Genomic DNA, 9,189 nt, shown 5'->3' with positions numbered 1-9,189 from the left:
CCTTTCAACAGCCTGTTAGCCCGGGCGGCGGCATGTTTCGCCGCCGCCGCAGCCTTCGCTCACCTCAGGGAAACAGGGAATCGATGTCGTCCTGGGAAACGATATCGGCGTCGGAGGAGAGGGCGGGACCGTTGAGCAGGGCATCGTCGCCTTCGCGGGTGTCGGAGACCTCGGCATCCTCGATGCGGCCCCAGATCTCCAGCATGGTGTCGATACGTCCCTCGATGAACTGCAGAAGGCCGACCACCTTGCTGATGCGCTGGCCGGTAATGTCCTGAAAATTGCAGGCCTCGAAGATGCGGATGGCTTCGGCGCGGATTTCCGCCACCTTCTGCGCGTGGGCGCCGTCAGGCTTTTCTTCCAGCTCGCGGGCGATGTCGTCGATCACCTCCGCGGCGGTGAGAATGGTGTTGGTGGCGCCCTCCGTGTCGCTCACCACGGCATCGAGCTCGTCGGCGGCGCGGTTGAAATTCCGGCCCCCGACCGCCTTGGCGTGCATGGCGGTGATTTCCGAGCGGGTTTGGTGGATGGCCTCCTGGATAACCTCCACGCCGTCCCAGAGCGTCCTTTGGCCATCCTGAGCCTCCGACACCCGGTGTACGATGGCGCGCAGCTCCTCCAGCTCGGCGAAAATCCGCTGCAGATGGACGGCAGCACCGGCCGCTTGCCCGTGAGACGGTTGGGAAGCCTGCGAGGCTGCACAGATGGGTTTGTGTATCGCCGACATGGCATGTTCCTCTGTGGGGGAGCTTTTGTGCAAGCGTATAAAACAAGTGCAAGACAGCGAAAAGATCGCCCGCCGCCGGCCTGCAAGCCTCGCGCAAGTCAAACGCATTTTAACGGTATCGAGCACGGCGGCGGCGCCGTGCATATGGAAATATTGCGTTAGTTTGCGGAGTTTTCGATGGCCCTCGACCTTTCGATGCCGATCCTGGTTGTTGACGATTACAAAACCATGATCCGCATCATCCGCAATCTTCTGAAACAACTCGGTTTCAACGACGTCGACGACGCCTGCGACGGGACGGAGGCGCTCAGCAAGATGCGCGAGCGCGATTACGGCCTGATCATCTCCGACTGGAACATGGAGCCGATGACCGGGTACGACCTTTTGAAGGAAGTACGCAACGACGGCAAATTCGCCGATATCCCGTTCATCATGGTGACCGCGGAAGCCAAGTCGGAGAATGTCGTCGCCGCCAAAAAGGCCGGTGTCAGCAACTACATCGTCAAGCCCTTCAATGCCCAGACGCTGAAGGGCAAGATCGAGGCCGTCATCCAGGCCTGACGGTCAAGACCTGGAGCCGCAGAGCCCCCAACGCTCCTGCCCGCAGCCGCACCGTTCTGTTCCCCGGCTGCTTGCGCGCAGCCGCCTTCCGGCGGCTGCGCGTCGCGCTATTGCCCGCAGCCCGTGCGTGCCCGCGCTGTCTCGGAAGAGGAATGCGATCTTTCCCTCCGGGTAACGGTTTCTTTACATACTAAATAAGTAAATATTCTATTGAATCCTTTCTGTTTTGCAGGATTTATTAACCTGTAAATTGGAGCAGAATTGCTCCGACAGTACGGGCGTTTGTTGTTGTGTGAAATGGAGTGGAAAACTAGCGTTTGCCCCTGACGTGAGGAGCGGATTTCCGCGTTTTTCTGCGGACGTCTCCTGTGTGTTGATTTTTTGTTAATGGGGCTGAGTATGTACGTGGTTGTTGATCCACGCGCCGATGTTGCAGGTGGCTTCACAGCAATGTTCAACCGTGAAGGGCGACCGGCTGTAAGCTTCGATTCGGAGGAATTCCACGACTGGCTGACCAGCGCTTCGGAAGGCGACATCGATGCCGTGCAAGGCTTCGTGCTCGGCGAGTTCGATGAGCGCGCCAACTATCCCAGCGTCATTCGAAACCGCTCGCGGGCGCCGATCATCGCCCTCAGCGACGTGCGCTCGCTGGAGCAGACGCTAGAGCTCTTCACCGCGGGCATCGACGATGTGGTTCGCAAGCCCGTCCATGTGAAAGAGATCATCGCCCGCTCCGACGCCGTGTGGCGGCGCATGAACGGTCCGAGCGCGGAAATCAGCGTGGATCGGCTGCGCATCTTCTTCGACGGTCGCGATCCGGAGATCGACGACGTGCCTCTCCCCCTGCCGCGCCGCGAACGCCATATCCTTGAATACCTGGCGAAGAACCGCACGCGCCGGGTGACCAAGACCCAGATTTTCAACGCCATCTACGGCGTGTTCAACGACGGCGTCGATGAGACGGTCGTGGAAGGGCATATCAGCAAGCTGCGCAAGAAACTGCGCATGCGGCTCGGTCACGAGGTGATCGATGCCAAGCGCTATCTCGGCTATCAGTTTATCGGCTGAGAAAACGACGAGGGCGATGCTCAGCTGAGCGCCAGACCGAGGCGCGATGCCTGGCGCTCGATGAAAGCCTTCATCCGCGAGCGGCCGGTCTCGGTGAGCCGCACGATGATGCGGCGCCTGTCGGCCTCGTCTGGAAAGCGCTCCACCAAGCCCGCATCCTGCAGATCGTCGATGCGCCTGAGCGCCGTCGTGGTGGAAACGCCGGAAGCGAGGCACAGGCTGGTGACGGAAATCCAGCGACCACTCGCCTCCGCAACCGCCAAATCCAGCAGCATCTCCCAGGCCGGATCGGAAAACAGATCGGCCTTGAAGATGGTTTGACGATCGACGCGCGCCGCGACAAGGGCGCGGAGATAATCGGGCTGGGAGGGCAACGGCTTTTCGGCCGCGCTGGCGTTGTTGATCAGCTCGAAAGCCCGGCGAACCGCGCTGGCGACCTCTTCCGGCAGGACGGGTTTTTGCAGAAAATCGACCGCGTTCAGGCGCAGGGCCGCCACCGCCCGGTCAAGCGAGGCGTTGCCGGTCAGAACGATGGCCGAAAGCGGCCGAAGACGTCTGCGCGCCGCCAACTTCTGCAACAGCTCGATGCCGTCGATCTGCGGCATTTGCAGATCGGTGATAATGACCTGCAACTCCGGGTGACGCTGCACGACCTCCAGCGCCTGGCGACCCGTGGAGGCGCGCAGCGAAGGCAGCCCCAGCGCCTCCAGACCCTCGCCAAGCTCCTCCAGAACCTCGCAATCATCGTCAACCAGGAGCAGGCGCGGCCCAACGCGGCCGAAAGGCGCGGCGTCTGTCGGATCGGCTGGCGCCGGTGCGGGTGGGGTGGAATCACTCATGGCCAATTCTTCGTCAGGGCTCATGTTGCCTGACTCGCATGAGCCACGCAAAGAATGCCTGTCCAAAGAGAATATAAAAGGACAATGAGCACGCTGGCGTGTCAGATTTAATACAGCACTATCAGGGTCTTCGTGCCAAGCCGATCCACCGACGCGGCTCTTGATCGCACCTTTGGGCGATCGCTACGGCAGGCGGCGGCGGCTCATGCCGGCGGCAATTCGGAGGTCGTTCCGGGCTCTCGCGTCAGGCGTTCCAGATCGGAGAGAATGTCGAACGGGTCCGCCGGCTTGAAGAAGATGAGATCGGCACCAAGGCTGGCCACTTCCGGGTCGGCTGCGTGGCCCGTGATGAGGGCGAAGATCCTCGGCCGCAAATAGGGCGGCAGCTGGCGCGCGAAGCTGATGAGATCGGCGCCGCTCGCTTCGTTCAGCCTCAGATCGGTCAACAGGCATTGCGGCGCAAAGCCGGCGAGCAGCGCCTTTCTGGCCGCCTCGGCGGTGCCGCAGACGAGGACCCGCCAATCGTGCCCCTGGAAGAATTCGCCGATCTCATGGGCAAGGTCGATCTCGTCATCGCAGACAATGATCGAGGCGTCATGGCTCAAGCGGCTTCCCCGATGTCGATCTGCGCCAGGGCGAGCGGCAGCGTGACGGTGAAGCGCGCACCGGCGCGGATGTTCTGTGCGGAAATATCACCGTTCATGTCGCGCACGATGTTGCGCGAGACGGAGAGCCCAAGGCCGGTTCCCTTGCCCGCGGGCTTGGTTGTGGCGAAAGGTTCAAAGATGCGCTGCATCATATGCGCGGGGATGCCGCCGGCATTGTCTTCGATGCTGATTTCCACGCAGTCTCCTCTCACCAGGCTGCGCACGGAGACGGCAGGATCGGTGCCTCCGCCACTCTCACACGCATCGCGAGCATTGACCAAAAGATTGACGATAACTTGTTCAAACATTGTCTGCTCGCCGCAGACGCTGAGCTCCACGGGCAAATCGACATCGACCTCCAGGTGGATGCCGGCTGCTCTGTACTGCTCGGCGACGAAGCTGACCGCGAGGCTGATCGATTCCTTGACGGCAAAAGGCTCCTGAAGCCGGGAGCCGAGGCGTCCGTAGCGGCGCACCTGATCGGTGATGCGCTTGACGCGCTCCACCTGGTCGGCGATGCGCGTCAGTTTGGCGCTGAGCGCCTCTCCGACCTCGCCCTTTTCGTAAAGGCGCTTGGCGTTGGCGACGGCCATGCGGATGACGGCCAGGGGCTGGTTGGCTTCGTGGGCGATGGCCGTGGCCATCTCTCCGAGGGTGGCGAGCTTGGCGGCCTGCATCACCTGTAGCTCCGCATCGCGGATCTTGGTGTTGTCGGCGAGCGCCAGAAGACGCTGGCGGCGCCCCTCCCACATCACGTCGTAGGCGGAGCCGCGCAAGGAGGAGAACTCGCCGTTCGGACGGGCAAAGGCGATGTTCATGGCCACCGCGCTGTCGCCCGGCACCGTCCTGGCGTTGCCGATGGCGGCGGAGATGAGATGCTGCCAGCCCGGATGCTTGGTATCGGCATCGACCAGATCGGCGGCGGCGTGGTTGACGAAGCTGAGCCGGCGCGTTGCCGGATCGTAAATCACGATGATCGTCGGCATCGATTCGATCACCGCGCGGAAGCTGGTCTCGCTCGCCCGCTGCGCCTCTTGCGCCTCCAGCATGTCGTCGAGGCGGCGGCGAAAGTGACGCGCCTGAACGCCGAGGAGAACGAACAGCCCGCCGCCGCACAGAAACATCAGCACGAGCGGCAAGGTGGCCACGTTGCCGGCGAGCTCGCCATCGCGCGCAAGGGCCGCCTCTTCGCTTGCGAGGGAGAGCTCCAACAGCTCTTGCAGATCGCCGCGAAGCGGGGCGAGCTCCTGGCGCCAATCGGCCAGCAGCGGGGAGGCCGCATCGGCGGTAAGGCCCGCCTGAAGCCGGTCCAGCCAGGATTGGATGCGCTCCTCATAGGCCGTGAGACGCGGCGTGAACTGCGCCATTCCCGGCAGGTTTTCGCGGTCCTGCGAGGCATGAAGGATCGGCAGGCGCGAATTGAGGGCCTCCAGGCGCAGCATCACCTCATCGAGCATCGCCCGCGAGGGGTCCGTGGCCGCCAGATCAAGCGCGGCCGCGGTTCTGACGTATTCGAGCTGCGCCTGATAGGCGGCCCAGCCGGCGGTACGGAGCGCCGTGCCGAGAAGCTGGCGCTGTGCGTTCTGGGCCAGATAGAGCATGCCCGTGGCGGCGAAGAGGCCGAGCGTGGCGGCAATCAGGGCGAGCGTGATGAGGCGTGCTTGTTTACCGCTCACGGACGTCCACCCTTTTCACCTGCCGGGCGGCGCCTGCCGGATGCAGGCTGCGCGTTGTTTTCCGCCGGCGAGCCCGGCCCAAGACACCACGAAGGCTGCACTGGCGCCGGCCGCCGGCCGATCTGCCTTTGGCGGCAGAAGTTCCTCTCTCTACGAGACTGAATGTATTGGACCGCACTTTTCTTCCGCTGCGATCGAAGAAAACCGTTAACAGAAGTAGAACTTCATATTTAACAGTTGGTTAATGCGCGTCAGCGGAGGCCGGTATGCGGCGCGAAGAGCCACTGGAGGCAGGAGGGCGCTCAAAACAAAAGACCCCGCCGGAAGCGGGGTCTTGGCATCATCCGTCGCTTGGCGTCGGAATCCTCAACGGGCGTGGCTCGCCCAGAATTCCTGCACGGTGACGCGGCCGTCCTTGTTGAAATCGGCGGCGGTGAAGCGCGCATTGCCGGAACTGGTAAATTCCTGAAGCGTGATAACACCGTCATTGTTCTGGTCGGCATCGGCGAACCGGGCTTCCTTGCGGGTGCCCGCACGCGGGCCGGTGCCGCCGCCAGGACCGAAGCTGACGGACATGAACTCCGCCTTGGTCAAAGTGCCGTCGCCGTCGCCGTCCATGGCCGCGAAGGCCATTTCGTGCCAGGCCGACGCCTCGGCCGGCGACAGCACGCCGTCGCCATCGGTGTCCAGATCCTGCATGCGCTGCATGGCGCCTTGGCCTCCGCCCATGCCCATGCCCATGCCGCGTCCCTGGCCCTGGCCCTGGCCCTGACCTTGGCCCTGACCCTGCTGCGCGGCCGCTCCAGCGACGCTGAGCGCAAGGGCAAGCGCGGTCACAGCCGCCGTGCCAGCCATACGCAGTTTCGAAACAGATGTTTTCATGTCGATCTCCATTCGATGAACTTGCCCCGCTTGGGATTGCTCAACTCCAGCGATTTGCGGAGTTGACGCCCGCCAAATGCATCGACGCGCAGTCTCGTTACTCTCCCCAGAAATGCTTGGAATCCAATCATTGCTCGGTTGTGGACCATGCCCATGCCGGGTTGGTCTCTTCTTTGTGTCTCATCCGGCCAGGAGCAGCATGCGCTGCGTTCCGGCCGGGCGGTCCGGAGCTTCGATGCGCCAAGGTCGAACAGGTCGAACAGCACCAGGATCACCTTGGCGATGATGAGAAGCCACGGAGGTTCCTTACGCCTCTCCACAGATGGGGCTCCAGTGACGGTTTGGTAATGCGCGGGTGCTGCGTCATAAGGCGCAGGCCAAGGAACGCCTGTCGATTCGCGCCGTTCTGGGGCCAATCGCGATGTCTTTCGGAGAATGCCGATGTCAGCTGCGCCGCTTTATCGCGCCCACCCTTCCATGTTCCGATCGAGCCCGCTGCTTTTCCTCGTCTGCGTGGTCACCATTCCCGTAGGCGTCGGGCTGATCGCGCTTCTCCTATGGTGGGTGAAGACGCGCACCGAGGTACTCACGATCACCGACGAGGAGGTGCAGTACCGCGTCGGCCTCTTCTCCAAGGCGGTGCGCGAATTGCGCCGAAGCTCCATTCGCTCCGTCAGCATCGACCAATCCCTCTTCGATCGCATCTTCGGGGCGGCGAAGGTGACGATCTACTCGGCGGGCGACGAGCCGGAGATCGTCGTGCATGGGCTGCCCGATCCCGCGCGGCTGCGCGAGCTCCTCTAGCCTCGATGGACCCAGAGCGAAAAAGGCTTCAAAGACCGCCGGCGACGCGGGGCAGGGCGCGCTCCGGTGCCGGCCGCAAACGGGATACGGCAAAGAGCAGCAGCGTCGAGCGCGGCACGGCCGGCGACATGGCAAGGCCGTGGCGACGCGCGGCCAGCCGGTGGCGGGTTCGGCTTGCCTCAATGGCGATGGCGAGGGCGGTCGAGGTGGTTATGGCGCTCTCCTGGAAGCTGCTTTCACGTGCTTTCCATGTGTGCGCCAGCGGGCCGAGAAGGTTCATCGGCACGTATTGGGGCGCGTTTTGGCCGCCACCTCCTTCCATTCCTCACCCGGCACGGGCGGGGACCGCCTCAGTAGCTCGTCTCGCCGCGCATGCCGGGCGAAAGCGCGTCGCCCGGCCCGCCGCCGCGTATCTGATCGAGCCAGGCGCGCACATGCTCGGCCGTGTAGGTTGCGTCTGAAAGTCTGTCCTCGGCGATGTGGCCGGTGACGTCGTCGAAGAGCGGCTCATGCGTCGTGCCGGAAAAGGCAACGGCGTCGACACCGTCGGCGGTGCCGATCTGGTAGCTCGGATCGAGGCCGTGGCCTTCATGGGCAAGGCGTAGCTGAAGCGTGTCGATGGCGGCGCCGAGCATCTGCGCGGCGGCGGTGAAATTGCGCAAAACGCCGGTGACGAAGGCTTCCGGGTGGTGGATGTCCCCGACGGAAGGAATGTGAAAGGCGCGCATGGTGATCGATCCTTCTGGCGTGTCGGCCTGGCGTGTCGGCCCTCGCTTGGCCAATGGTGCAAAGCGGGGCGAGGTTCCTGCCCGCGGCGAGCCGTCATGGAGTTGTCGGCTTGGCGAATCCGCCGGCGCCGTGCGAGAGGGGGGCCGTCGCAATGAGGAGCCGCCCCCGTGAGCCGTCTGGAAGCCGCCATCAACCGCCTGATCGCCCAGAAGACGCTGCTGGAGCACGTCGCCGACCTCATCGGCAAGACGCCGGGGCCGGTCTTCGAGCTCGGGCTCGGCAACGGGCGCACCTACGATCACCTGAGGCAGATTTTTCCGGAGCGCGAGATCTTCGCTTTCGATCAGGCGATCCGCGCCCATGCCGGCTGCATTCCCGACGCGGCGCATATGGTGGTCGGCGATATGCGCGACACGCTGCGCCTGTGCCACCCGCGTATCGCCGCCAAGCCGGTCCTCATCCATGTCGATATGGGCTCGGGCGACCCGACCGCCGATCTGGCCACGCGCGAATGGCTGTCGCCGCTGGTCGCCGATTGGGCGGCGGAAGGCGGCTATGTCGTCACCGACAGGCCGCTGCAGCTCCCCGGCTTCACGACGATCGAGCGGCCGTCGGGCGCGCCGGCTTCGCCGCATCTCGTCTATCGCCGTATGAAGGGTTGAGGCCGTCAGGAAAGAGAGCTGCGGCGCCCGCCGCAGCTCTCGCCGGCCTTCTCCGGCGCGGGGAGCCGGAGGAAAGCCAGGCTCCGATTTACGCCGCCTGCTGGTTGAGCTTCCTCTGGCCGGCGCGCGTCAGCTTGGCGTCGGCGCTCTTTTCCTCTTCCAGCGTTTCGGCCAGCTTCTTGGCGGCGTCCTTGTGGCCGAGAAGCTCTGCCCAGGCGACGAGCGTGCCGTAGCGGGCGATCTCGTAATGCTCCACCGCCTGCGCCGCGGCGGCCATGGCGGCATCGCGGGTATCGGCGTCGTCGATCTCGGACATCAGCTCCTCAGTCTCCGCGATGATGCCCTCGATCGCCGGGCATTTCTCGCCTTCCGGGCGCTCGTTGACGAGACCGAAGACGGCTTCCAGCCGGTCGACCTGGCCCTTGGTCTCTTCAAGATGCGTCTGGAACAGCTTCTTCAACTCGCTGTCGGAGGCCTTCTCGGCCATCGATGGCAGGGCCTTCACGATCTGTCTCTCGGCGAAGTAGACGTCCTTCAGCGTGTGCACAAAAAGGTCCTGTAAGCTCTTGATAGCCATGCTCTTTCTCCCTTCTC

The 9,189-nt window shown here is 63.7% G+C and carries 13 protein-coding genes; 4 read left to right on the top strand and 9 right to left on the bottom strand.

Annotated features, from left to right (window positions below; genetic code table 11):
* Positions 1 to 64: 64 nt before the first annotated feature.
* Positions 65 to 727 carry a protein phosphatase CheZ gene (locus Q331_RS19290; RefSeq protein ID WP_051630239.1) on the bottom strand — a complete coding sequence of 221 codons (663 nt, stop codon included), beginning with the start codon at positions 725 to 727 and terminating at the stop codon, positions 65 to 67.
* 177 nt (positions 728 to 904) lie between these two features.
* Here Q331_RS19290 and Q331_RS0100455 point away from each other — a divergent pair, with 177 nt between their 5' ends.
* Together Q331_RS0100455 and Q331_RS0100450 are read left to right on the top strand one after the other, a co-directional pair.
* Complete coding sequence (locus Q331_RS0100455) at positions 905 to 1,288, top strand: response regulator (RefSeq protein WP_026379042.1); 384 nt, start codon at positions 905 to 907, stop codon at positions 1,286 to 1,288.
* A 399-nt stretch (positions 1,289 to 1,687) separates the two neighbouring features.
* Positions 1,688 to 2,356, top strand: a complete 669-nt coding sequence (locus Q331_RS0100450) for a response regulator transcription factor (RefSeq protein WP_026379041.1) — start codon at positions 1,688 to 1,690, stop codon at positions 2,354 to 2,356.
* 20 nt (positions 2,357 to 2,376) lie between these two features.
* On the opposite strand, the gene Q331_RS0100445 is transcribed toward Q331_RS0100450, so the two are convergent.
* The 5 genes from Q331_RS0100445 to Q331_RS23625 form a co-directional block, all read right to left on the bottom strand.
* Entirely contained in the window at positions 2,377 to 3,195 is an 819-nt protein-coding gene (locus Q331_RS0100445; RefSeq protein WP_084174522.1) for a response regulator, read from the bottom strand.
* 203 nt (positions 3,196 to 3,398) lie between these two features.
* On the bottom strand, positions 3,399 to 3,800 hold the full coding sequence (locus Q331_RS0100440) for a response regulator (RefSeq protein WP_034490550.1): 402 nt from the start codon (positions 3,798 to 3,800) through the stop codon (positions 3,399 to 3,401).
* A complete protein-coding gene (locus Q331_RS19285; protein ID WP_051630237.1) occupies positions 3,797 to 5,518 on the bottom strand; it encodes a sensor histidine kinase in 1,722 nt (573 codons plus the stop codon). Before Q331_RS19285 ends, Q331_RS0100440 begins: the two co-directional genes overlap by 4 nt.
* 366 nt (positions 5,519 to 5,884) lie before the next feature.
* Positions 5,885 to 6,412, bottom strand: a complete 528-nt coding sequence (locus Q331_RS22795; RefSeq protein WP_084174520.1) for an EF-hand domain-containing protein — start codon at positions 6,410 to 6,412, stop codon at positions 5,885 to 5,887.
* Positions 6,397 to 6,666, bottom strand: coding sequence for a hypothetical protein (locus tag Q331_RS23625; protein WP_169738454.1), 270 nt, complete (start codon positions 6,664 to 6,666; stop codon positions 6,397 to 6,399). The genes Q331_RS22795 and Q331_RS23625 overlap by 16 nt, the downstream gene beginning before the upstream one ends.
* Positions 6,667 to 6,841: 175 nt before the next feature.
* Between Q331_RS23625 and Q331_RS0100425 the strand changes: the two genes are divergently transcribed.
* On the top strand, positions 6,842 to 7,204 hold the full coding sequence (locus tag Q331_RS0100425; RefSeq protein ID WP_026379037.1) for a PH domain-containing protein: 363 nt from the start codon (positions 6,842 to 6,844) through the stop codon (positions 7,202 to 7,204).
* Between the two features lie 28 nt (positions 7,205 to 7,232).
* Here Q331_RS0100425 and Q331_RS0100420 read toward each other — a convergent pair whose 3' ends face one another.
* Together Q331_RS0100420 and Q331_RS19275 are read right to left on the bottom strand one after the other, a co-directional pair.
* Complete coding sequence (locus tag Q331_RS0100420; RefSeq protein ID WP_156953217.1) at positions 7,233 to 7,490, bottom strand: hypothetical protein; 258 nt, start codon at positions 7,488 to 7,490, stop codon at positions 7,233 to 7,235.
* A gap of 64 nt (positions 7,491 to 7,554) precedes the next feature.
* Positions 7,555 to 7,932, bottom strand: coding sequence for a hypothetical protein (locus tag Q331_RS19275; protein WP_034490549.1), 378 nt, complete (start codon positions 7,930 to 7,932; stop codon positions 7,555 to 7,557).
* A 168-nt stretch (positions 7,933 to 8,100) separates the two neighbouring features.
* On the opposite strand from Q331_RS19275, the gene Q331_RS19270 reads away from it, so the two are divergent.
* A complete protein-coding gene (locus Q331_RS19270; RefSeq protein WP_034490548.1) occupies positions 8,101 to 8,595 on the top strand; it encodes a class I SAM-dependent methyltransferase in 495 nt (164 codons plus the stop codon).
* An 88-nt stretch (positions 8,596 to 8,683) separates the two neighbouring features.
* Here Q331_RS19270 and Q331_RS0100405 read toward each other — a convergent pair whose 3' ends face one another.
* On the bottom strand, positions 8,684 to 9,172 hold the full coding sequence (locus Q331_RS0100405) for a YciE/YciF ferroxidase family protein (protein ID WP_026379034.1): 489 nt from the start codon (positions 9,170 to 9,172) through the stop codon (positions 8,684 to 8,686).
* Between the last annotated feature and the right edge of the window lie 17 nt (positions 9,173 to 9,189).

Origin of the sequence: Afifella pfennigii DSM 17143 (assembly GCF_000688515.1) — a bacterium.
Lineage (GTDB): Bacteria > Pseudomonadota > Alphaproteobacteria > Rhizobiales > Afifellaceae > Afifella > Afifella pfennigii.
This window is presented reverse-complemented; position numbering and strand designations above follow the sequence as displayed.